The organism is Niallia sp. FSL R7-0648 (genome assembly GCF_038007005.1).
Lineage (GTDB): Bacteria > Bacillota > Bacilli > Bacillales > Cytobacillaceae > Niallia > Niallia circulans.
The window spans coordinates 613,074-636,730 of the sequence record NZ_JBBOWE010000002.1 but is presented as its reverse complement, the minus strand read 5'-3'; the positions used below and the strand labels follow the sequence as shown (position 1 = coordinate 636,730).

The 23,657-nt window shown below is 35.8% G+C and carries 23 protein-coding genes and 4 tRNA genes; 3 read left to right on the top strand and 24 right to left on the bottom strand.

Translation table 11 applies throughout. The features are described 5' to 3' along the window. Window positions 1–24 precede the first annotated feature (24 nt). Window positions 25–987, bottom strand: a complete 963-nt coding sequence (locus tag NSQ89_RS23215) for a helix-turn-helix transcriptional regulator (protein WP_341133333.1) — start codon at window positions 985–987, stop codon at window positions 25–27. 109 nt (window positions 988–1,096) lie between these two features. Here NSQ89_RS23215 and NSQ89_RS23210 point away from each other — a divergent pair, with 109 nt between their 5' ends. Both NSQ89_RS23210 and NSQ89_RS23205 read left to right on the top strand, forming a co-directional pair. After that, window positions 1,097–1,576 (top strand): GyrI-like domain-containing protein, encoded by a 480-nt coding sequence (locus NSQ89_RS23210; RefSeq protein ID WP_341133332.1) that lies wholly within the window; start codon window positions 1,097–1,099, stop codon window positions 1,574–1,576. Between the two features lie 19 nt (window positions 1,577–1,595). After that, the gene (locus NSQ89_RS23205; RefSeq protein ID WP_095333269.1) at window positions 1,596–2,060 is read left to right on the top strand and encodes a phage tail protein; all 465 of its coding nucleotides are present in this window, start codon (window positions 1,596–1,598) and stop codon (window positions 2,058–2,060) included. A gap of 63 nt (window positions 2,061–2,123) precedes the next feature. Here NSQ89_RS23205 and rlmH read toward each other — a convergent pair whose 3' ends face one another. The 23 genes from rlmH to NSQ89_RS23090 all read right to left on the bottom strand — a co-directional run bounded on the left by rlmH (window position 2,124) and on the right by NSQ89_RS23090 (window position 22,515). Further along, complete coding sequence (gene rlmH / locus NSQ89_RS23200) at window positions 2,124–2,603, bottom strand: 23S rRNA (pseudouridine(1915)-N(3))-methyltransferase RlmH (RefSeq protein WP_341133331.1); 480 nt, start codon at window positions 2,601–2,603, stop codon at window positions 2,124–2,126. An 80-nt stretch (window positions 2,604–2,683) separates the two neighbouring features. Continuing rightward, a complete protein-coding gene (locus tag NSQ89_RS23195; RefSeq protein ID WP_016201499.1) occupies window positions 2,684–2,845 on the bottom strand; it encodes a CxxH/CxxC protein in 162 nt (53 codons plus the stop codon). 307 nt (window positions 2,846–3,152) lie between these two features. Then, window positions 3,153–4,364, bottom strand: a complete 1,212-nt coding sequence (locus NSQ89_RS23190; protein WP_095321883.1) for a S1C family serine protease — start codon at window positions 4,362–4,364, stop codon at window positions 3,153–3,155. 188 nt (window positions 4,365–4,552) lie between these two features. Then, window positions 4,553–5,341, bottom strand: coding sequence for an MBL fold metallo-hydrolase (locus NSQ89_RS23185; RefSeq protein WP_047941022.1), 789 nt, complete (start codon window positions 5,339–5,341; stop codon window positions 4,553–4,555). 6 nt (window positions 5,342–5,347) lie between these two features. Further along, on the bottom strand, window positions 5,348–6,148 hold the full coding sequence (locus NSQ89_RS23180) for a two-component system regulatory protein YycI (protein WP_047941023.1): 801 nt from the start codon (window positions 6,146–6,148) through the stop codon (window positions 5,348–5,350). Beyond that, window positions 6,135–7,448, bottom strand: a complete 1,314-nt coding sequence (locus NSQ89_RS23175) for a YycH family regulatory protein (protein ID WP_047941024.1) — start codon at window positions 7,446–7,448, stop codon at window positions 6,135–6,137. Before NSQ89_RS23175 ends, NSQ89_RS23180 begins: the two co-directional genes overlap by 14 nt. Then, window positions 7,445–9,274, bottom strand: a complete 1,830-nt coding sequence (gene walK / locus NSQ89_RS23170) for a cell wall metabolism sensor histidine kinase WalK (protein ID WP_047941025.1) — start codon at window positions 9,272–9,274, stop codon at window positions 7,445–7,447. Before walK ends, NSQ89_RS23175 begins: the two co-directional genes overlap by 4 nt. Before the next feature lie 8 nt (window positions 9,275–9,282). Then, window positions 9,283–9,993 carry a response regulator YycF gene (gene yycF / locus NSQ89_RS23165; RefSeq protein ID WP_047941026.1) on the bottom strand — a complete coding sequence of 237 codons (711 nt, stop codon included), beginning with the start codon at window positions 9,991–9,993 and terminating at the stop codon, window positions 9,283–9,285. Between the two features lie 851 nt (window positions 9,994–10,844). Next, window positions 10,845–10,917, bottom strand: a tRNA-Phe gene (locus tag NSQ89_RS23160). A gap of 112 nt (window positions 10,918–11,029) precedes the next feature. Next, window positions 11,030–11,106: transfer RNA gene (locus NSQ89_RS23155), tRNA-Asp, on the bottom strand. 34 nt (window positions 11,107–11,140) lie between these two features. After that, window positions 11,141–11,212 (bottom strand) — tRNA-Glu (locus NSQ89_RS23150). A gap of 18 nt (window positions 11,213–11,230) precedes the next feature. Then, a tRNA-Lys gene (locus NSQ89_RS23145) sits at window positions 11,231–11,306 on the bottom strand. Between the two features lie 276 nt (window positions 11,307–11,582). After that, window positions 11,583–12,875, bottom strand: a complete 1,293-nt coding sequence (locus tag NSQ89_RS23140) for an adenylosuccinate synthase (protein WP_047944584.1) — start codon at window positions 12,873–12,875, stop codon at window positions 11,583–11,585. 255 nt (window positions 12,876–13,130) lie between these two features. Next, window positions 13,131–14,495, bottom strand: coding sequence for a replicative DNA helicase (gene dnaB, locus NSQ89_RS23135; protein WP_047944586.1), 1,365 nt, complete (start codon window positions 14,493–14,495; stop codon window positions 13,131–13,133). A 249-nt stretch (window positions 14,496–14,744) separates the two neighbouring features. Beyond that, complete coding sequence (rplI, locus tag NSQ89_RS23130; RefSeq protein WP_047944587.1) at window positions 14,745–15,194, bottom strand: 50S ribosomal protein L9; 450 nt, start codon at window positions 15,192–15,194, stop codon at window positions 14,745–14,747. After that, window positions 15,191–17,164 carry a DHH family phosphoesterase gene (locus NSQ89_RS23125; RefSeq protein ID WP_047944588.1) on the bottom strand — a complete coding sequence of 658 codons (1,974 nt, stop codon included), beginning with the start codon at window positions 17,162–17,164 and terminating at the stop codon, window positions 15,191–15,193. The genes rplI and NSQ89_RS23125 overlap by 4 nt, the downstream gene beginning before the upstream one ends. 371 nt (window positions 17,165–17,535) lie before the next feature. Beyond that, window positions 17,536–17,772, bottom strand: a complete 237-nt coding sequence (gene rpsR, locus NSQ89_RS23120; protein WP_047944615.1) for a 30S ribosomal protein S18 — start codon at window positions 17,770–17,772, stop codon at window positions 17,536–17,538. 41 nt (window positions 17,773–17,813) lie between these two features. After that, entirely contained in the window at window positions 17,814–18,332 is a 519-nt protein-coding gene (ssb, locus tag NSQ89_RS23115) for a single-stranded DNA-binding protein (RefSeq protein WP_047944589.1), read from the bottom strand. A 56-nt stretch (window positions 18,333–18,388) separates the two neighbouring features. Beyond that, on the bottom strand, window positions 18,389–18,679 hold the full coding sequence (gene rpsF / locus NSQ89_RS23110) for a 30S ribosomal protein S6 (RefSeq protein WP_047944590.1): 291 nt from the start codon (window positions 18,677–18,679) through the stop codon (window positions 18,389–18,391). 165 nt (window positions 18,680–18,844) lie between these two features. Beyond that, window positions 18,845–19,996 (bottom strand): glycosyltransferase family 4 protein, encoded by a 1,152-nt coding sequence (locus NSQ89_RS23105; RefSeq protein ID WP_341133330.1) that lies wholly within the window; start codon window positions 19,994–19,996, stop codon window positions 18,845–18,847. Between the two features lie 166 nt (window positions 19,997–20,162). After that, window positions 20,163–21,263 carry a redox-regulated ATPase YchF gene (ychF, locus tag NSQ89_RS23100; RefSeq protein ID WP_341133329.1) on the bottom strand — a complete coding sequence of 367 codons (1,101 nt, stop codon included), beginning with the start codon at window positions 21,261–21,263 and terminating at the stop codon, window positions 20,163–20,165. 179 nt (window positions 21,264–21,442) lie between these two features. Continuing rightward, entirely contained in the window at window positions 21,443–21,643 is a 201-nt protein-coding gene (locus tag NSQ89_RS23095) for a DUF951 domain-containing protein (protein ID WP_047944593.1), read from the bottom strand. A 20-nt stretch (window positions 21,644–21,663) separates the two neighbouring features. Next, entirely contained in the window at window positions 21,664–22,515 is an 852-nt protein-coding gene (locus NSQ89_RS23090) for a mechanosensitive ion channel family protein (protein ID WP_047944594.1), read from the bottom strand. 462 nt (window positions 22,516–22,977) lie between these two features. Between NSQ89_RS23090 and yyaC the strand changes: the two genes are divergently transcribed. Continuing rightward, the gene (gene yyaC, locus NSQ89_RS23085) at window positions 22,978–23,595 is read left to right on the top strand and encodes a spore protease YyaC (protein WP_047944595.1); all 618 of its coding nucleotides are present in this window, start codon (window positions 22,978–22,980) and stop codon (window positions 23,593–23,595) included. The last annotated feature ends 62 nt before the right edge of the window (window positions 23,596–23,657 follow it).

Below are 23,657 nucleotides of genomic sequence, written 5' to 3'. Positions count from 1 at the left end.
TAAATATGGTCTAACAAGCATTGATTATGGACAATATAGGAGTAGTCTCTTTTGTAAACCTTCCAAGATTTCTACAGGCATTTCCCTAACCTTGATATCCTCACCTAGGAATAATAGCCAATTTGTTATTTCCGTTAATTCTTCGGAATGATTAACATTGATAAAAGTCTTTAGAATGGCTGTAGTTTGGTAAGGATTCGTATAAGAAATGGACATTCTTAACGGATGGTATTTCTTATACTGTGCAATTGCCTTTGGACCAAGTTCAAGGACAAGGTTGATTACTTCCTCCTGCTTACTTAGTTTTTCTAAAATCTTTTTCCTGCTTAATCTATTATTGATAGTGCATGGTTCTACATCTGTGAGATTGTCAACAGGCAAAATCCGTTTCTTCTCTTCCTTTAAATCAAAGCCTTCAATCAGCCACAGGCTTTTCTCACGATAAAGGTTCAAGAGGTAAATAGGATAGGACTTTATAACTTTCTCCTCTCTAATAGTAATTAGTAAATATCTATCCATAATAAGTAATTGGATTAATTTTTCTAACATGGGATGAGGAAGATCTGACAAATCAAGCAGATCAGGATTATTCGGGTTGGTCCCTTCAAATAGCAAGATGCGATTTAAAAGAACAAGGTCATCTTGCTGGGTTTCTGAGATGAGTCCTAGTAATTTTTCAGCTAGTGACTGGCGACTCTTTAAATAAGGGAGCTGTTGGTTTCTCGTAGCCATAAAGGCAATAAAAAGAGCCTTAATTTCATTATCGGTAAAGCGAACAGTCGGCAAGACAGAGTTGTTCATAACAAAATATCCCCCGTCCCTTCCAACTTCTGCGACAAGTGGCATCCCCATCGCTTCAATTTCTCTGATGTCTCTAATTGCTGTCGAACGAGAGATGTTAAATTCTCTCATGATTTCAGAAATTGTAAAGTTGGCGCGGTTGTTAATATACCGCATAATGGTATTAATTCGTTCAACCTTTTTCATCCCGTCCCCCTAAACAGTATCATTTTTTGACATGGTTTAAGTTTATTATATATCTATCAAGTGAAAAGAAGAATCATTTGATTAATTTTTTAAAGAGGAAGTGTTGAATATGGCAGGCTATATGCTAGAAGAAAAAGACAGCTTTATCGTTTTAGGGATTGGAACTGAACTTAAGAGTGATTATACAGACTATGCGGGCATAGCAAAGGAAAAAGCAGACTTTTGGCAAGTAGTCAAACAAGAAGGAAAGCTTGACGCCTTAAAAGCCATTGCCACAAATGACTATATTTTTATCGTAAACGAAGCGGTAAACAACAAGATGATGCATTATGTCGGGGTCATGACAGAGCAATCATTACCAGAAGCGGACAGAATGATTCAATTTCCTAAAGGAGAATACTTAGTAGTTAAAGGGGAAAGTAAGACCGCTGATGAATTGCAGAATATGCTTACTGGCATTGCATTTGGTCAAGTGTTGCCTGAAGCAAAGAATTTCGCCTATGTTGGTGAACCAAATACAGTGGTAGAAATGGGACAGCAAAACGGCTTATTACTTGGTGAAATGTGGATTCCTGTTGTAAGGAAATAAGAAGGATGGAGGGATAGGAATGGCCTATATCGTTGATTTTAAAAATGTGTCTACGATTGGTTTAGAATCTTCACCTGTAGCAGAAGCACTTGCTGGCTTACGAGCTAACGAGGCCCGTTACTTTATGAACAAATATAAGCATGAATTTACGGTTGTACCAGCTAATGAGTCCTGCGAAACTCTAGATTATGTAAACCGGATTTTAAAGGAAGAACGTGGTATTGAATTTGCAGCCAAGCCTTTAGAAACTTCAACCTTTCAAGTAGAAAATATTAAATGGACCTACGTCTTTTATGAGGATGGTCTTGCAATTAACGTTCTGTATACAGTAGATAACCCGAAAAAGCGCGCCGTTGGTTTTAAGCTTTCTGATGGGATGGAAGTACCAAAGGAATTAGAAGGGAAATTTAAATTTGCTAGGCAGAAATCTAAGTTAGCCGGAACAATCCGAGGCTCGTTTTTTGTTATTAAAGGAGAATATTAACGTTAGTAAAGCAGCACCTCTTTATAGAAATAGAGGTGCTGTTTTTATTTTTGCTTAGCTTATTTACTTGTGGTACGGTTCTCCCCTCATAATCCGAAAAGCCCGATAAACCTGCTCCACCAGAATCAACCGCATCAATTGATGGGGAAATGTCATCTTGCTAAACGACAACTTGTCATCTGCTCGCCTTAACACTTCATCGCTTAATCCCAACGATCCGCCAATAATAAATGTCACTTTGCTCTTCCCATATGTACCTAATTTATCGAGTGTGTCGGCTAACTCCTCGGATGACTTTTGCTTGCCCTCTATCGCAAGTGCAATAACATGTGCATCAGCTGGAACTTTGGCAAGGATTCTTTCTCCTTCTTTTTTCTTCACTTGCAGCATCTCGGCATCGCTTAAAATTTCTGGTGCCTTTTCGTCTGGCACTTCTATAATTTCTATTTTAGAATAGCTTGAAAGTCTTTTTGTATATTCTTCGATTCCAAGCTTTAAATATTTTTCTTTTAACTTTCCTACTGTAATAATTGAGATATTCACATGCTTTCCTCACTTTACAAACAAGATATCCACAATACTTATCCACATATCCACATTTTTAATCCACATATAGTATGGAATCACTTGTTCGCCACCATATATATGGCATTATTTTTACAATATTCACAGGTTGTTGATAACTTTTCTTCTTCTGAAATTTGTTCTAAAATCGGAAAGGTTTCATACTCATTTACAACGGAATCTATTGCTATATCAACGTGTTCAGCACAACTATAAATCATATCTTCTTCTCCTTTTACCTCTTGCTGTTTTCATTTTTCTATAAATAATTGTGGATAATATTTCTTCTTGACCTTATTATTAGTTATCCACATTCCATCTTATCATTCTACCTAAAAACTGCAACTACTCTAATGAAATTCCTCAGCCTTTTTCGATAAAACCTTATCCACAAGCATTTTATTATTTTTTACAGAAACTATTTTCGCTCCATTACATCTATTCAGCAATAGTATCTCCATTCAAAAAATACATACACATAAAAAAAGTAGAGCGATACCTAAATAAGGCTTCGCTCTACTTCCTTAACTACATTTCTTCCTCTGATAACGTAAGCTCTGTTGTTTCTAGCTTACCGTTTCGATAATATTTCACTTCCATTTTATCGCCGATTTTCTTCTCCGTATATAAATGCTTTCTTAATGAAATTAAATCGACTATTTCTTCCCCATCTAGTTCTACGATAACATCTAGCTCTTTTAATCCTGCTTTTTGTGCTGGAGAATTTGGTGATACATCTTTTATCGCAACACCTGTTGTAACATCATTCGGTAATTTCAAAGCTTCCTGCTGATAATAGCCTGGAATATCACTAACAGATTGTAGTTCTACCCCCATATAAGGGCGCTGCACTTCTCCATGTTGTTCTAAATCCTCAATAATTGGAATCGCTGAGTTAATCGGAATCGCAAGTCCAATTCCCTCTACCGCAGATTCAGCAATCTTCATGCTATTAATACCAATAAGCTGTCCTTCGATATTAACCAGTGCACCACCACTATTTCCTGGATTAATCGCTGCATCTGTTTGAATAACTTCTGATTGCCAATCAGGTGTCCCATCTTCATTTATATCGACAGGGATGGTCCGCTGTAAGCCAGATATGATTCCTTGCGTGACAGAACCAGAAAACGTTAATCCAAGAGGATTCCCAATTGCAATGACTGGTTCACCTGCCTTTAAGCTATCAGAATTGCCGAACTCTGCTACTTTTGTTATCTCTTTTGCAGCTACTTCGACTACTGCTAAATCGGTCCAAATATCAGCACCTATTAGCTTAGCGTTAATTTTTTTTCCATCGGATAACGTGACCTCAAGTTCCGTTGCTCCTTGGACTACATGATTATTTGTGACAATAAATGCTTTGCCCCCACTTTTCTTATATATAACTCCAGAACCTGTGCCCGCTTCTTGGGCTGTTGTTTCATCTGCCCAGAAATTAGAGGACTGCAGATTGGTAATTCCGACAACTGAGTCCGCTGCTTTATCCACTGCCTTTGTAATATCCGTTTCCACGTTCAATGAAATATTCTGTGTTTTTATCCCATCAGAATTAGTTACGATTTGCTCATTTTCATTTCCATTCTGAAAAATCGCTAAGTCCGTCAAGCGGGGGCTTAATAATAATACTAGTAATGCTCCTATCACCGCACCTATAAATCCAGAGAAGAAATAGCCTCTTCTTGAGCCTCTCTTTGGCCCATCTCCCCGATTACCGTAATCATACTCCACAAGCTTCATTCCTTTCTAAAGACATAATCTAAAAATCATCCTTAACCTATATCCTTATTATTTTTCCTGTTTTTTAAAAAAACAAACGAAATACTTCAAGAAGTTTTCTCCCTATCATGCCCAAAAGCCTTCCTGCCATACTTTTATTTCTCTAGTAAAAAAAGCGAATATCTAACTATCCGCTTTTTTCGATCCTGCTATATAGCCATTAGCTTTGTCGGTATCCTTGGATCGGTATCAAATAAATGAACCTGTTCCCCCAAACCAACGCCACGGCTTTCTAATGTCTGTCCAACTGACATCCTTGCTAGATCCTTCATATTATTATCTAAGCTTAAGTGCGCAAGGTATATATGCTTTGTACGATCTCCAATCACTTCACTCATGGCTATCGCAGCATCCTCGTTACAGACATGTCCCACATCACTTAAGATACGTCTTTTAATATTCCATGGATATTTTCCCATCCGCAGCATCTGCACATCATGATTGCTTTCAAATACATACGAATCTGCATTGGAAATAATTCCTTTCATTCGATCACTTACGTACCCAGTATCTGTGATAAGAACGAGCTTTTTCTCCCCTTCATGAAATACATAAAACATTGGCTCTGCCGCATCATGAGATACGCCAAAGGATTCAATGGATACATTGCCGAATGTCTTTACGGTTTCCATATCAAAATGAAATTTCTGCTCGACTGGAATTTCCCCAATGAGTGGATCCATTGCTTTCCATGTTTTTTCATTCGCATAGATCGGCAGTTTATACTTTCTTGCAACAATACCTACCCCTTTAATATGGTCGCTATGCTCATGTGTTACTAATATGCCTGTTAGATCACTCATTTTTCGTTCAATGCCTTGAAATAAGCCTTCCATTTGCTTTCCGCTTAATCCGGCATCCACTAAAAAGGAATGTTCTCCTGATTCAACAAAAATGGCATTTCCTGTACTGCCACTTGCGAGAACACTAAACCGCATTTTCTCTCACTCCACTTTCATTTCCTCTGTTTCTGGCTGAATAACTTGTCCATCTAGGGCGTTCACATAAAAATCTTCTTCGTTCACTGTTACTTTCCAAGTTGGTGCAAGCAGCTGTGCCGAAGTATCAAGCTGTGTATAATACCCTAGTTCTATATGACTTACATATGAACCACTTTCAATGAAATTATTTTTAAATAAGTTAAGAATAGCATCAGGCGGCTGCATAATGACCTCTTCTTTATCCATTTCTTTAATGTTTTCTAAATATGTCTGGTTATAAGAAACAATTTTATTTTCTTCATTGACATTAAAGGTAAGCTCCGCTTTAGGATTGCGATACAATGTTTTTCCTGCATGCTGCTGATAGTACTTTATCGTGTTCCCCTTCTTTTCCAAAAAGCGATACTCTGCACCGTTAAGTACGGAATTAAGCAGAAAATCAGTCAAATCATCGGGATCGAACTCTTTATCTATACTGATTGGTTTCTCTAGGACTGCTTGAAGATATATGCTATCTCTTACCGTAATTTCTTGACCGCTTAATAATCCCTTTTCCAACTTCTTGATCTCATCATCGGTAAATTTCTTCGATTTGGCAGATAAATATTGATCCTTCACATTATTCACTGGCAGTTTCTCTTTATCGTAATCAATTCCTAGCCGTGACAATGTGTGTGTTGGTGGTTCTGTTGGTAAATCATCGGCCCGCTGGTATTCCTTAATTTTTACATATTCATAAATTAAATAAACATCTAATAGTAAAAAGGCAATGATAAATATCGTCTTTATCTTACTCCAGTCCATCTAAGCTGCCCCCTGTTCCTTCCGAATATAGGGAATACCATTTATGATCATATTGGTAAAACCAAGTTGGCTGTAAAGAAACGATACTTTGCGAATCGACCTGCATATCGTATCCCAGTACGATCTTCTGGAGTTTTTCCATCTTCAGTTTTTTATTGCTTTTAAGATAATTTAGAACATCCTCTCCTGATGAGATGGTCTCTTTTGAAAAATCAAACGGAGTGGTTGTATTAATAATAATTAAATTACTCGTTAAAAGACGCTTTGCCTTATTATCTTCCCAGTATAATCGAATATCGGACAACTCCGTATTTAGATTGAACACAGGCATCCCATTTGTATTGTATAAACGAAAGGTAACCTTTCTATCATCATCTCGTCCGACATAAAGATAGTCATTAATCCAGCCGCCACGTTCATTAATTAATTCGATACTATTATTTATTATATGGTTCTGAGTCATTTCATTCGAAATGCCTGCAGGTTTAAAGAAACTAACTATATGGGTATCTTTATATATTCGTAATAAACCTGAATCATCCGTATACTCTTCCCAATTTGTCAGAATTTCTTTTTGAGCAATACTTGGCTCTTCAAATAATGCTCTGCTCAAGCGGATAGATTCAATTTGTCTTGTAAAGTATTTATATTTATTTACTTCCTGCTTTCCATTAGGCAAGTAAATTAAATATTGATCATTAGGTTTATAAGAAAAATAAGTGGAGTACACTGTCTTTTCCGCATAAACATTTTCTTTCAATTTATTAAGCTGCTCTATATAGGTCGTATTTATCGATGCTTCATATACTTTCTCTGTTTCTTTAGATAGAAAATAAACACTTCCATCCTTATAAGAAAACAAGATTGTATCAAAATCAAAGGAATTATCTTGATCAATTCTTAAAATTTCTTTATAAATACGAAAAGGAACTTGTCCTGGAAACCTTATTTCTAGACTATTATTCTGCTCCTCTAAAAAAGTGGCTATACTAGGAATGGTGGAAGATATATTACGGAAATTCCCATAATCAAATTCTTTCAATCTATTTAGAATATGGTCTACTTCCTCCTTGGAAATTGTACCATAATGCTGCCCATCGATGTGTTGGTAAATTTCATCAGGTTTTATTACTTCACTGACTTCCTTTTTAGCCCCTAATGCCTCTTGCTCCATAGTAGAACCACTAGAATCCATCGCATCAAACTCTCCACCTTGGTCTGTCCAAAGGAGATAATATAATAACACACTTAATGCTACCAGCAAGATTAAAATGCCACTTTTTACGTTCTCATATTTCATCCCCAATCATCCTCTTCAGATTGAATATACGGTAGGGTGAAAGATATTTTTGTTCCTTTTCCTTCTTTACTGGATGCCCAAATTCTTCCCCCATGTGCTTCTACCATTTCTTTCGCAATAGCAAGGCCTAGTCCTGTTCCGCCAAGCTTACGTGTTCTCGCCTTATCAACACGGTAGAAACGATCAAATATTTTATCAATATTTTCTTTTGGAATACCTACGCCGTTATCCGATACACTTACGATAATTTGCTGTTCTTGCTCCTTTATAGAAAAAGTAATTTTCCCACCTTCAGGAGAGTACTTCAAGGCATTAGAAATTATATTATCAAGAACCTGTGTCAATTTATCTTCATCAATTTCCACAAATGCTGCTTTCTTAGGCAATTTCCTTATAAAAATAACATTTTGCTCTTTCGTCAATTCAAAACGATCAATAATACGATTATAAAATACGATGAAATCAACAAGTTCTTTATTTAACTGATAATCACGACTATCTAATTTAGAAAGCTGTAATAAGTCATTTACAAGGCGTATCATCCGTTCTGTTTCCGTTTGTGTGACATTAAGGAATTTCGGAGCCAATTCTTCATCTTTCCATGCCCCATCATATAGAGCCTCTACATAACTGCGCATTGTCGTTAACGGCGTACGCAATTCATGGGAAACATTCGCCACAAACTCTTTTCTTTCCATATCAATCTTTTCTTGTTCGGTAATATCGTGGAGAACCGTAATTAAACCATTCACAAACCCTGTTTCTTTTTGGATAACAGAAAAATTCGCCCGTAACACATATGGTTCATAATGTGTACTATAATCCAAAATAACCGATTCTCTTTCCTCGAGAAGTTCCTCAAATGTATACTTTCCATTAAGATCAAGAAGATTAACAATTGGTTCAGAAAGGACTGTTTCACGTGAAACATCCAGCATTTTTGCAGCTGGCTCATTAATAAGAATAATCCGTCCTTTTCTATCTGTCGCAATTACTCCGTCTGTCATATAGGCTAATACTGAAGATAGTTTTCTTCTTTCACTTTCTGTTGTAGCCTGTGACTCTTGAAGCTTCTTGGTCAAATTATTAAAAGTAATCGCCAGCTGGCCGATTTCATCAAATCCATACACTTTTACCTTTCGAGAGAAATTCCCCTTTGATAAGGCAAAGGCATGCTTTTGCATATCAGAGATTGGCTTGGTGATTGTTCTTGCTAACAGAACTCCCAAAATAGCGGTAACAACCAATGTAATAATGGTTCCTTTTTGGAAGATTTGATTAATCTTATCAATTTGTTTATACACATTCTCGATTTTCCCTACCAAATAAATGGCTCCGACTATTTCATCTCCATTCGTCTTTATAGGAGTAATCAGCTCATAGATTTTCTCGCCATTTTTCTGCTTGATCGGATTATCTGGCTGGGAAGAGTTAGATAAAATTCGTCTTACCGAATAGTCGACCATTCTCTGGCCAACTAAATTTTGATTTTCCGGATCCGAAGTTCCGACTATAATTCCATTACTATTAACTACTCTAATTTCCTTAATATCAGAAGAATTATTATCACTCAGAATTCTTCTAATATCATCTTCTAACTTTGAATCCCCATTTTCGACGACTCTTTCCTTTACAAGCTGCTCTTCTAAATAAATCGATAAGATATTTACTTTCTCTTGAATCGATACTTTAAAACTATCCAATAAGGTCGTCTGTAAAGTCTTTACAAAATAGACTCCAATAATCTGAATAGAAATTAGAATAAGCAAAACAATTACTACCACAAGCTTCAAATGAATAGAACGAAAAAAACTCACTTTTTTCATTAATAGATTTACTCCTGCTCAGGATTTCTCAAGTAGTATCCAACGCCTCTTCTTGTCACAATCCAAGTTGGATGACTAGGATTATCTTCAATTTTTTCTCTTAACCTTCTTACTGTTACGTCTACTGTTCTTACATCTCCATAGTAGTCGTAACCCCATACAGTTTGAAGCAAGTGCTCTCTCGTCATAACTTGTCCGATATGTTTTGCTAAATAGTAAAGCAATTCAAATTCACGATGAGTCAGCTCAATCATTTCTCCCCTTTTCGATACGATATAAGCATCTGGGTGAATAATAAGGGAACCAACTTCAATTTCATTTGTTTCTTTCTCCTCTTCTGCAGCAGAAGAAACTTGCTGGTGTCTACGAAGATTTGCTTTAACACGTGCAATCAGCTCTCTCGTACTGAAAGGCTTTGTTACATAATCATCTGCCCCTAATTCCAGTCCTAACACCTTATCTATCTCAGAGTCCTTAGCCGTTAACATAATAATCGGCATCTCATATTTCTTTCTAACCTCACGACATACTTCCATTCCATCTCTTTGTGGCAGCATAATATCTAATAATACTAAATCCGGCTGAAGCTCTTCTACCTTCTCTAACGCCTCGTTGCCATCATAAGCACAATAAACTTCAAATCCTTCTTTCTTTAAATTAAATTGCAAAATATCCGCAATTGGTTTTTCATCATCTACAACTAGAATCTTTTTGTTCATTCTGCTATTCTCCTTATATCAAGTTTATCTATTGTTATTTCATTCTTTTATTGTTTACTTCTAATGTCTACTTTACCATTTTAAATTTATATAATCACTTTTTTTCTATTATTAGTTTATCCCGCTTTCATCTCCCTTTACCAAGAGAAACAAAAAATAGGTAGGAGGATGATAAAATTCTCCAAATAACTGCTATCCACTAAATAGCCCCAAATAAAAAAGACAGTGAAGCTTTTCATTAGCCCACTGAACATTCCTTCCATCCCCGAATAAAAAATCTCTCTATTTAAAGAGAGAATTGCTTATTTTTCTTTATTAGTCTTTTATTCTTATACATGGGAACTAAAAGCATACATCCATCATCAATACATACTAGGCTGTTATATGCCTTCTTTCTGTAGAAAATTAGTTAGAGCATTATTTTACAATAAAAAATACATAGGTAGATGGATAAATTATTGAAACCTTTTAGACGAGATAATCGTCTATATATATGAGTTTCATTTTCCCTTAATTTTGGCAAGGATATCCTTTTTGATAGAATGGATTCCTTGTCCTTTTTTTGTCTATAACATCCTCTACTTACTTTTTTCTAAATTAAATAATTCTCTTCTATTTCTACTCCATTCACTTCATTATTTATAAAGTTCCTAACAAAGAAGACATATACATTAACTTTATCATACTTTTATAAGGAAAAATGGTTTGCTATTATATTGTAATAAAATTGTTGTTAAATTTATATGTTCTGTGGGGGGTTGTAATAGTAGCGGATTCTTTCACATTTATTTACGGGGAAATAATTAGGCATAAAAAAAACAACGAACATTCGTTGTGATGGTAAATCAAGGTGGCTCAGGACGGAATCGAACCGCCGACACAAGGATTTTCAGTCCTTTGCTCTACCGACTGAGCTACTGAGCCAAACTATTGTGACAGATGCTTACTAGCAGCACAGGTCGAAATTTTCACTTGTCTTCAATATGTATTAGATAAAAAATATATATTAAATATGCAAATGCATAGGAAGAAAAAATGGCGGTCCGGACGGGACTCGAACCCGCGACCTCCTGCGTGACAGGCAGGCATTCTAACCAACTGAACTACCGGACCATTTTTTAATATTAATACCTTTAAAAAGATATTATGACCCATACGGGATTCGAACCCGTGTTACCGCCGTGAAAGGGCGGTGTCTTAACCACTTGACCAATGGGCCATGATTTATTACAAGAAATGGTGAGCCATGGAGGATTCGAACCTCCGACCCTCTGATTAAAAGTCAGATGCTCTACCGACTGAGCTAATGGCTCGTATTTTTGTCATTTGCGACGCTTTTTATATTAGCATATTATTAAAATAAAAAGCAATACTTTTTTTAAAAGTTTTTTCAAAAATATTTTTTAACTCCTACGCAACTATTTTTCCATCCGCAAGGTTACTAAAATTAAATACCCAACATAAAGAATACTGTATACTTATCATACCCTCATGCCATTTCTGTAAACGAATCAAGCCAGCCTGCTTCTATTATCTATTTAGAAAAGAAAAGGTCGTTCTAACACGTTTAGAACGACCTCTTACCATGCTTAGATTTGTCTCCAAGGGCTGTGTATCACATTTGTTTGTGTACGATCTGGGCCAACTGAGAACATGGACAATGGGATCCCCGTTAACTGTGAAACTCTTTCTAAATAATGACGGGCATTTTCAGGAAGCTCACTTAATGTTTTACATCCAGTAATGTCCTCTGACCAGCCTGGTAATTCTTCATATACTGGCTCACAATCAGCTAGTACTTTAAGGCTTGCTGGGAACTCTTCCATTACTTCCCCTTTGTATTTATAAGCAACACAAATTTTTACTGTTTCAATTCCTGTTAAAACATCAATGGAATTCAGAGAAAGATCAGTAATACCGCTAACTCGACGTGCATGACGCACAACAACACTATCAAACCAGCCGACACGGCGTGGTCTACCAGTTGTTGTTCCATATTCACGGCCAACTTCTCTAATATGATGTCCAATTTCATCATTTAATTCTGTTGGGAAAGGTCCATCCCCTACTCTTGATGTATAAGCTTTGGATACACCAACTACATGTTTAATTTTCGTTGGACCAACACCTGAACCAATTGTTACCCCTCCAGCCACTGGATTAGAAGATGTAACAAACGGATACGTACCTTGATCGATATCTAGCATTACCCCTTGAGCACCTTCAAACAATACTCTGCGGCCTTCATCTAATGCATCATTCAATACAACAGAAGTGTCACAAACATATTTCTTAATTTGCTGTCCATACTCATAATACTCATCTAAAATATCTTCTAATTTAAAGCCTTCCGTTTCATAAATACGCTCTAATAAACGGTTTTTTTCAATTAAATTTCTTGCAAGCTTTTCTTCAAATACTTCTTTATCTAATAAGTCAGCAATACGGATACCAGTACGCGCTGCTTTATCCATATAAGCTGGTCCAATTCCTTTTTTCGTTGTTCCAATTTTATTAGCACCTTTGCTTTCTTCCTCAACCTCATCTAATTTTAGATGATAGGGAAGAATAACATGTGCACGATTACTAATTCTCAAATTATCTGTATTGATATTACGGTCATGTAAATACTTTAATTCTTCAATGATCGCTTTTGGATCAACGACCATTCCGTTTCCAACAACACTAATTTTTTCTTTATAAAATATCCCAGATGGAATTAAGTGTAATTTATATGTTTCTCCATTAAACTTAATTGTATGACCTGCATTGTTACCACCTTGATAACGTGCAATCACTTCTGCATTTTCAGATAGGAAATCGGTAATTTTACCTTTTCCTTCGTCTCCCCATTGCGTTCCTACCACCACTACTGATGACATATCCTAGAGCACCTCCACAGGTTTCTATATCTTTTTTTATTATATCCTTAATCAACATTCCTATTTTATCAATTCCCCAAGATAAAAGTCAATAAAACACGAACAATCTTTTTGATATTTTAAGATTATGTTCGTAAAAAAGAGATTAATAAAAAACGATAAAAGTTGAAGTATATTTACTCCGATTAAGACTTCTGTCCATCTGAAAAGGCACAAAAAAAGATTAGTAGCTCGCAGTCTACTAATCTTTTTTTCCTAAGCGCCTGTCGGCATTGCCCCATCTTCAAAGCGCCGTTCTAAATTGACGAATTTATTATATTCTTTTACAAAAGCTAATTGTACCGTTCCTGTTGGTCCATTACGCTGTTTCGCAATAATGATCTCTATAATATTCTTACTTTCTGATTCCTTGTCATAGTAATCATCACGGTACAAGAACGCTACAATATCGGCATCCTGCTCAATACTTCCTGATTCCCTGATATCAGACATCATCGGACGCTTATCTTGTCTTTGCTCTACCCCGCGTGATAGCTGGGACAAGGCGATTACTGGCACTTGAAGCTCACGTGCAAGCTGTTTTAAGGAACGGGAAATTTCCGATACCTCTTGCTGTCTATTTTCGCCTGCTCGTCCACTTCCTAAAATAAGCTGAAGGTAATCAATTAATATCATTCCTAAGCCATGCTCCTGCTTTAAGCGGCGACATTTAGCTCTTATATCGGTAATCTTTACCCCTGGTGTATCATCAATGAAAATACCAGCATTGGACAGACTCCCCATTGCCATTGTCAGCTTTCCCCAGTCCTCGTCCGTTAATGACCCTGTACGAAGACGCTGTGCATCTATATTACCTTCTGCACAAAGCATACGCATAACGAGCTGCTCTGCTCCCATCTCCAAGCTGAAGATTGCTACATTTTCTCCTGTTTTTACGGCAACATTCTGAGCAATATTTAAGGCAAAGGCCGTTTTACCAACGGATGGTCTCGCTCCAACGATAATTAGATCATTGCGCTGGAATCCAGCCGTCATTTTATCAAGCTCAGCAAACCCTGTTGCTATACCTGTTATATCGCCTTTACGATTATGCATCTCTTCAATGTTATCGTATGTTCGCACGAGAACATCTTTGATATTATGAAACGCACCGGCATTTTTCCGCTGTGCTACTTCTAAAATATTCTTTTCCGCTTCACTTAAAAGGGCTTCTACTTCATCCTCGCGGGAATATCCGTCTTGGGCAATATTTGTTGCTGTTCGAATTAATCGGCGCAGCAATGACTTCTCTTCTACAATCTTCGCATAATATTCTATATTGGCAGCGGTTGGCACAGAAGCTGCCAGCTCGCTCAAATAACTAACTCCACCTGTATCTTCTAAGTTATTAGTTGCTGCTAATTCAGACGTCACTGTTATTAAATCGACTGCTTTTCCTTCATCATTTAATTTAAGCATCGTTGAATATATTCTTTGATGTGCGCCACGATAAAAGTCTTCTGGTATTAATATTTCAGAAGCTAGTGTTAAGCTTTGTGGCTCAAGAAATATGGCCCCTAGTACAGCCTGCTCAGCCTCAATATTTTGAGGGGGCATTCGATCATTTAACATTTCACTCAATCTATAAAACCTCCTTAAATGAGAGGATATGATAATAAACATAGCCTAGGTTAAAAAAAGCAACAATCTATACAAAAAGATTCTTTCATTTGCTGAAAGATATTTTTGTATCCACTGTGCCCTTTTCATTTTTTTAAATATTTTCTATTAAAAACAGTCAAACAAAAAATGTGACCAGCTCAACCTGTATCACATTTTCTTAAGCTTATTCTATTTTAACATGTTTAGCGGCAAATGGAACTTCCAATATTAGCTTAATTCTTTTACATGTACATTTAATGTTGCAGACACTTCGTGATGAAGCTTCACTGCAACCTTTGTCACACCTAGTGAACGAATAGCATCATTTAATTCAATTTTTCGTTTATCAATTTTAATTTGATGCTTTTTATTTAGTTCATCAGCAATTTGCTTACTTGTAATTGATCCAAATAATCTACCGCCTTCACCTGATTTTGCATGCAGCTCCACTGTTACTTTTTCTAGCTTTTCTTTTAATTCTTTTGCTCTATTAAGCTCTTCAATAGCTTCTTTCTCTTCTTTTTTCTTCTGTGCATTTAGTGTACTAACAGCTGAAGCATTCGCCTCTACAGCCAAACCTTGTTTTAAAAGAAAGTTATGTGCATAGCCATCTGCTACGTTTTTAACTTCCCCTTTTTTCCCTTTTCCTTTTACATCTTTTAGAAAAATAACTTTCATTCTTTTCTTCTCCCTTCAAAATAGTCATCAATCGCTAACTTAAGCCTTGCCTCTACCTCTTCCATCGGCATATTAGATAGCTGTGTAGCAGCATTGGTTAAATGTCCACCACCATGAAGACTTTCCATAATAATTTGGACATTAATGTCTCCTAAGGAGCGTGCGCTAATTCCAATCATCGTTTCCCCTCTAGGTGCTATTACAAAAGAGGCAATAATTCCATCCATTGTTAATAGAGTATCAGCTGTTTGAGCAATTAAAACAACATCTACTGCTTCTTCTTCCTTCGCTATAGCTATTGCAATTCCCTCTTTATAAAATTGAACACTTTCAATAATTTTTGCTCTTTTCACATAGTTTTCAATATCCTCTTTTAGGAATTTTTGAACCAGTACAGTGTCTGCTCCCTGTCCCCTTAAATAGGAAGCAGCATCAAACGTTCTTGCCCCTGTTCTAAGAGTGAAGCTTTTTGTATCCACAATGATTCCTGCTAAAAGGGCTGTTGCTTCTAACATTTCAATTTTAACAGTTTTCGGCTGATATTCTAGTAATTCTGTTACTAGTTCGGCTGTAGAGGAAGCATATGGTTCCATATAGACAAGAATCGGATTCTCTATAAATTCCTCTCCACGACGATGATGGTCAATCACTACTACATCTTCTATTTTATTCAATAAATGCTCTTCAATCACGAAAGAAGGCTTATGGGTATCAACTACTACTAGTAGTGTATCGCCTGTAGCAATTTCTAATGCTTGATCAGGGGTGATAAATTTCGTAAACAAGGTCTCTTGTTTTTTTATTTCTTCCATCAATCTTCGAACAGCTGTATCTATCTCTTGAAAATTGATGACTATATATGCTTCCTTTTGGTTCATCTGGGCTATTTTATGTATCCCTATCGCTGCACCAATTGCATCCATATCCGGATTCTTATGCCCCATAATAATGACTTTATCACTCTCTAGAACTAATTCCTTCAAAGCATGAGAAATTACTCGTGCTCTAACCCTAGTTCGTTTTTCTACAGGATTTGTTTTACCTCCAAAAAACTTCACTTTACCATTTGGCTGCTTTATCGCAACTTGATCTCCCCCTCTTCCTAAGGCTAAATCAAGACTGGATTGTGCAATATTTCCCAGCTCAGGCAAGGAAGATACACCAGATCCAACTCCAATACTAAGTGTTAAGGGTACATTTTGTTTCGTAGTTAATTCTCGAACATCATCTAATATTGTAAACTTGCCCTTTTCCAAACTTTGTAGAATATGTTCATTAAAAATAGCGATGAAACGATCAGAGGAAATTCTTTTTAATAAGACTCCATTATCTGTAGCCCATTTATTTAAAATAGCTGTGACTGTATTATTAATGCTACTTCTTGTCTGATCATCCATACCTTGCGTTAAGTCATCATAATTGTCTAGAAAGATAATGGCAATTGCCGTACGTTCGTCTTCATACAGCTTTTCAATTTCGGTTTGTTCTGTCACATCGAAAAAGTATAATAGTCGTTCTTCCACTTTATGAATGACTCGGAACTTTCTTTCATGTAGAGTAATGATTTCCGTTTCTACCTCTTGTTTAATTAATGGGATAACGGATGGAGAAACATCATATAAAGACCTTCCAACAAGTGTATCCTCTGTAAAACAAGATGCTAAAAAGGGATTTGTCCATTCGATATAATAATCATCATTTATAAGCATGATTCCTATTGGCATTTCCATTAATGCCTCTTCTCCTACTTTTTTAACACGGTAGGAAAGAGTGGTTATATATTCTTCTGTTTCCTTTCTCTGACGATCATCTATTCGCAAAATAAAATAAAAAGGAATAACAAAAAGAAATAACCCAATTAAGGAAAAGAACCAGTTATAAAAAGAGAGGATTCCAAGCATGATAGTGGTAATACCGATTAAACTTATTAATGGATACCGTATGGATCCTTTCTCTAAAAAAGTAGGCAATTTTTCTCCTCCTAAAGCTCGTGAGATTTTCACATAATCCTTACTATGTATTCATTAAACCTGATACTATTATACCCCATAATACTAAATTAAAATATAAAAAGGTCTATCTCTGTCCGTTTACTCCATGATGGCTGAATAAGATTTTCGACGTTATCGATTTCTTATTATGGCGTTAGAAAAAGGGTATTCTACCAGAAGAAAGGGTTCCCATCTTTTATCTAATATTTTACTATCATTTATCTACTTCTTCAATGTAGTTACTAACGTGAGTATGGAGGACAAAAAGAAACTAGCAATGCAAGTGTTTTCATATAGATAATATAAAAACCCTATTAAACAAATGTCTAATAGGGTTTTTTATAGGCTAATTATTCTCCACTTACGTATGGTAGTAAAGCCATAGTACGGGCACGTTTAATAGCAATCGTTAATTTACGTTGATATTTAGCGCTTGTACCAGTTACACGACGAGGTAAAATTTTACCACGTTCTGAGATGAATTTTTTAAGTAAATCTACATCTTTATAATCGATGTGAGTGATACCGTTAGCTGTAAAGTAACATACTTTACGACGCTTTGCACGGCCACCTCTGCGTCCACCCATTGCCATGAGATTAACCTCCTTTTTATTATCAAAATTACTTTTTAGAACGGTAGATCATCATCTGAAATATCGATTTGACCGCTATTTGCAAATGGATCTTCATCCACTTTTGTATAATCTTGATTGTTTCTATTTGTTTGAGGTCGCTGATTCTGATAATTATTTGATCCTCCAAAAGGATTATCTTGTTCTCTTGGGGCTCCATAATTCATGTTGTCACTTCTATTATTACCAGAGCTGTTTCTAGGTTCTAAGAACTGAACACTTTCTGCTAATACTTCTGTTACATACACGCGTTTTCCGTCTTGTCCATCATAGCTACGAGTTTGAATACGACCATCAACACCTGCTAAACTCCCTTTTTTCAAGAAGTTAGCAACGTTTTCTGCTGGTTTTCTCCAAATAACACAGTTAATGAAGTCTGCTTCTCTTTCCCCTTGCTGGTTCGTAAAAGTACGGTTAACCGCAAGTGTGAAAGAAGCCACAGCAACTCCACTCGGTGTATAACGCAAGTCAGGATCCTTCGTTAGACGGCCAACAAGAACTACCCGATTCATCATCAGTTTCAACTCCCTTCCATTTTAAATGTTTCACGTGAAACATCACTTATCTATTATTATTTTGCTTCATCTTTAACTACGATGTGGCGAATGATATCTTCGTTGATCTTAGCTAAACGAGAGAATTCTTCAACCGCTACTGGTGCAGCGTTAACTTTTACTAATTGATAGTAACCATCGCGGAAATCATTGATTTCATATGCAAGGCGACGTTTACCCCACTCTTTTGATTCTGCTAATTCCGCTCCATTATCTGTAAGAATAGAGTTGAAACGCTCAACAAGAGCTTTCTTAGCCTCATCTTCAATATTTGGACGGATGATGTACATAATTTCGTACTTTTTCATCACTTTCACCTCCTTTTGGTCTAGACGGCCCACAATGGGCAAGGAGCAACTATACATTACTCACAATGTAAAAGTATAGCATACTTCATAATAAATAGCAATGCAGGAAAATGAGTCGATAACCTTTTAATTTTTATTAAATAAATATAAAAAGAACTAGCTCTTTTAAGCGTACTTTTGATTAAGATTACGACTGGATTGTATGACTGCATAGTAATCGCTTATTAACCCATCAAAAATAGTATCCCATGATTGTGTTAGAGCATAATTTCTAGCTTCTACACCCATTCTCAGTCGCATCGTTTCATCTTCCAATAGCTCACTTATTGCATGAACAAAGCTCTCAGCTTTTTGCTGTTCACATATTTTTCCATTCACATTATTTATTACAAACTCCTTTACCCCTCCTGCATTTGCAACGACAGCCGGAATACCGCTAGACATGGCTTCTAATACAACATTCCCAAAAGTTTCTGTAAAGGAAGGGAAAACAAAAAGATCTGCTCCTGCATATATCCTTGCCAATTCTTCCCCCTTTATATAACCAGTTATTGTTATATTTTTTTGTACTCTCTCTTTTTCCCTCCAGGCTTCTTTGTTTGGCCCATCTCCAACAATAAGCCAATGGACCGAATCTTTGATATCGGAAGGACAATGAATAATTTTATTTAATGTATCTAAATCTTTCTCTGGAGCTAATCTACCTACATACAATAAAATATATTTTTCTTTTATTTGGTATTTCTTTCTTAGTTGTTCTTTAGCATCATGATCAGGCGCAAAAAGCTTAGAATCAATCCCTCTTCCCCAAACTTTTAAGCCATCAAAATGTAAAGATTCTAACTTTCTTTGTGTTTCTTTACTGGGGACAAATATTCTTTCGGTAGATTGATGAAACCATTTTAAATATTTCCATAAAAATGGTTCTAGCAAGGAGGCATGGTAGTATTTAAGATATTGATCAAAGTTGGTGTGATAGGAAGATACCACTGGAATATTTAATTTCTTAGCAGCAAATAACCCGTATAACCCCATCATATATGGTGTTGCTAGATGAATAAGGTCTGGTTGGAATTTTTTTAAACTATTCTCTATTTTCTTTGGATTCGTGATAACAGTTCGGCATTCAGGATAAAGAAAAAATAGAAGACTTGGAAATTGGTTTATATTAGGGTATGTAGTAGAAGTTTTATTTTCAGGAGAATAAACTTGATAAGCTATTTGTTTGTTGTCAAAATGATTAGTAAGTCTTTTTAAAGTCTGAGCAACACCATTTACTTGAGGAAAATAAGTGTCTGAAAAAATGGCAATTTTCAAAAGCCTCACTCCCTTTTCAGCAAACTATTTTAGGTTATTTTTATTTTAGCAATCCAATACTTGGAGAGTTTTAAGGAATTGTAAAAAGATTGTACAGTTATCTTCTTACATATAAAAAATCACTCCCGCCGTTTCCTTAGCAGGAGTGATTTTCATATTTATTGTATTAAACGTTGAAACGGAAGTGGATAATATCTCCATCTCTTACTACATATTCTTTACCTTCCAAGCGAACTTTACCAGCTTCCTTCGCTGCAACCATATTGCCGCTCGCTAATAAATCCTCATAAGAAACGGTTTCAGCACGAATAAAGCCTCTTTCAAAATCAGAATGAATAATTCCAGCACATTGTGGTGCTTTCATCCCTTGTACAAATGTCCAAGCACGTACTTCTTGTACACCAGCAGTAAAGTAAGTTGCTAACCCAAGAAGATGATATGCCGCACGAATTAGCTGATCTAAACCAGACTCTTCAATGCCAAGCTCTTGTAGGAACATGTCTTTTTCTTCCCCTTCAAGCTCTGCAATTTCTTCTTCAATTTTTGCACAAATAATAATAACTTCTGCATTTTCATTTGCAGCAAATTCTTTTACCCTCTTTACATATTCATTATTTGCTGCATCAGCAATTTCATCTTCGCCTACATTCGCAACATATAATACTGGCTTAATGGTTAAAAGATGTAGCCCTTTAGCAATTTTTGCTTGTTCTTCTGTAAACTCTACTGTTCTTGCTGGTTTTTCCTCTTCAAAAGCAGCTTTTAATAGTTCTAATACTTCTAATTCAGCAACTGCTTCTTTATCTTTTTGTTTCGCCATTTTCCCAACTCGGGCAATTCTTTTTTCTACCGATTCTAAATCAGCAAGAATTAACTCTAAATTGATTGTTTCTATATCAGAAATAGGATCTACTTTTCCTGAGACATGGGTGATATTATCATCCACAAAACAACGTACTACTTGGCAAATTGCATCTACTTCACGAATATGAGATAAGAATTTATTACCAAGCCCTTCTCCTTTACTTGCCCCTTTCACAATTCCGGCAATATCTGTAAATTCAAAAGTAGTAGGTACTGTTTTTTTCGGTTGTACTAATTCTGTTAATTTTGTTAAACGATGATCAGGTACTTCTACAATTCCAACGTTTGGATCAATTGTACAGAACGGATAGTTTGCTGATTCTGCACCTGCTTGTGTAATTGCATTAAATAATGTAGACTTACCAACATTGGGTAAACCAACTATTCCAGCAGTTAACGCCATTATGCCACTCCCTTATATAAACTTTCTACCTCTATCGTACAAACTAGAAAGTAATTTCATTATTATTATAAACCTCTAACAATTATAGTTTTAACGAGAGAAAAAGACAAGTAGTGTTCCCTTTCCCATCAATAAAAAGACTACAAATATTATTTGCAGTCTTTTCTAAGAAAAATAATCTATTCTTGCTCATGCTTTACTAAAACCTTTTTCATTTTCCTTGCAAATTCTCTTCGCGGAATAAGAACACTATGCCCACATCCCTCACATTTAATACGAATATCCATTCCTAATCGTATTATTTTCCAGCGGTTTGTACCGCAAGGGTGGGCTTTTTTCATCTCAACGACATCATTTAGACCAAATTCTTTCTGTTCCATAATACCTCCTAAAAAATAAATTACTGTGGTTGCGAATACATGACTAATTTGGGGACAGGACTTTCAATTCCATTTTCATCTAAAACATTTTTTATTTCTTTCCTTAATATCCTTGCGATAGCATGATGCTTCGTTGGCAGTGTTTCCGCTACAACACGAATGGTTACTTCTGCTGCTTGAATATTTTGTACCCCTAATAATTCAGGAACGCCAACAATATCTTCATATTGCTCTGGTAATTTTTCGATTAGTTCCAGTATTACTTTTTCTGCTCGATTAATATCACCTTGATAAGCAATACTTACATCTACTATCGCTTTACTATTATTGATGGAGAAATTCGTTACATCCACAATGCTTCCATTCGGGATAATGTTTACCTCTCCAGTAAATCCTTTTATTTTTGTTGTACGTAATCCAATTTCCTCAACTACGCCCTCGTAAGTTCCTATACGTACTTGGTCTCCAACAGAAAACTGGTCTTCAAAAATAATAAAAAATCCAGTAATAATATCTTTTACAAGGCTTTGTGCTCCAAAACCAATGGCTAAGCCGACAATCCCCGCACCTGCTAATAATGCTTTAACATCAATATGAAAGACAGATAATGCCATCATGATAGCTATGAAATAAACAACATAAGTAATCGTGTTTTCTAATAGCTTAATTAATGTTGCTTCCCTTCTTTCAGATACTCGTAAGGCAGAATGTGTTCTTACTTTAAATATATTCCGTACTGCAGCCTTCCCTATCCTGATGATAATTCCGCTTATTAGGAAAATAAGGACGAGTTTTAGTGCTCCAACGCCGACATCCCTCCACAAATTCTCATTCATAAGACTATCTATACCTTCTTTTATATTCTTATCCATTTAGAACACCTCTAAATATAAACTTCTACTAGATTATTTTCCTTTTATCCCCTATTCATGCAAGGTAATAAATAAAGCACTTTCTATAAAGTTAAATCAAATAAAAAATAATGCTAACTATTTTTCTATTTTACTCTTTAAAAGCCATCATATTGGGTAAGTTTATTTTAACAGTTTTTCTATTTGCTTTGTAGTACGATATTTCCTAAAACAAAGGACTTTTGCCCTTATTATCATGAAAGTTTCTCCTATTTGTCTCACTCTTTTTTCCTTTATTTTGATGGATATGTATAGAATATGCCTCTTTTCCATATACTGAATACTACAATAATTATGCTTAAAAACAACTAATGGTTCGATAGATTTTCATTCTTGATGGTTGGTCAAACATCAATCAACTCAACTTAATAATTGCTTTCTTCTATAGATTTTATCGAATCCTAAATAAAAGGAGTAGATTCAATGACCTTATATTCCAGCCTTTTCGAAAAAAATGAACTTCCCATTAGAATAGCTCATGATGAACAATTAGCAGCCTTTAAGATAGCAGATTCATTAGCTAAACATTTGCCATCCGTTTCAATCAATCAGCCAATTGTCTTTATTTGTATTGGAACTGATCGTTCTACTGGAGATTCATTAGGTCCGCTTATTGGTACCTTGTTAAGCGAAAAGAATATTTCTCCTTTTCATGTTTACGGAACACTAGATGATCCAATTCACGCTCTTAATTTAGAGGAAAAATTAAGAGAAGTGCATAAAAAACATCAAAACCCTTACATTATAGGTATTGATGCTTGCCTTGGCAGAATGAAAAGTGTAGGTATCGTCCAAATTGGTGATGGGCCAGTAAAACCGGGCAGTGGTGTTAATAAAGAGCTTCCTCCTGTAGGAAATATTCATATTACAGGGATAGTAAATATTAGTGGTTTTATGGAATTCTTGGTTCTTCAGAATACTAGATTAAGCTTAGTATTAAATATGGCCAAAATCATTTCCAAAGGCATTTATCATACTAGCCTTCGCTATATGCATACTAGAGAAGCTCAGGAATATCAAGCGAAGGAAGAACCTGTTTAATCCCTACTATTTTATTGCTAATATAAAAGCCCCCTAAAAAAGGTTTAGTTCACATACAAGGT